Genomic DNA, 451 nt, shown 5'->3' with positions numbered 1-451 from the left:
GTGTGGGTTTTCGATTTTGATCTGGTTGATCACATCGATACCGAAGTTCAGGTGCATCGACTCGTCGCGCAGGATGTACTGGAACTGCTCAGCCACGCCGGTCATTTTATTGCGACGGCCCATGGACAAAATCTGGGTGAAGCCGCAGTAGAAGAAGATGCCTTCCAGGACGCAGTAGTAGGCGACCAGGTTGCGCAGCAACTCTTTATCAGTCTCGACGGTACCGGTTTCGAACTTCGGATCGGAGATCGAGCGGGTGTACTTCAAGCCCCAGGCGGCCTTTTTGGCGACCGATGGGATCTCGTGGTACATGTTGAAGATCTCGCCTTCATCCATGGCCAGCGATTCGATGCAGTACTGATAAGCGTGGGTATGGATCGCTTCTTCGAAGGCCTGGCGCAGGATGTACTGGCGGCACTCCGGGTTGGTGATCAGGCGGTACACGGCCAGC

At 55.4% G+C, this 451-nt stretch carries 1 protein-coding gene; it reads right to left on the bottom strand.

Going from position 1 to position 451, the window contains the following annotated elements; genetic code table 11:
• On the bottom strand, positions 1–451 hold a 451-nt coding region (locus AACV02_RS16870), incomplete at both ends, for a ribonucleotide-diphosphate reductase subunit beta (RefSeq protein WP_177413647.1).

The sequence above is a fragment of the Pseudomonas sp. Larv2_ips genome (assembly GCF_963879675.1).
Taxonomy (GTDB): Bacteria; Pseudomonadota; Gammaproteobacteria; order Pseudomonadales; family Pseudomonadaceae; genus Aquipseudomonas.
The sequence above is the reverse complement of the archived record's forward strand: the minus strand, read 5'-3'. Positions and strand labels throughout refer to the sequence as shown.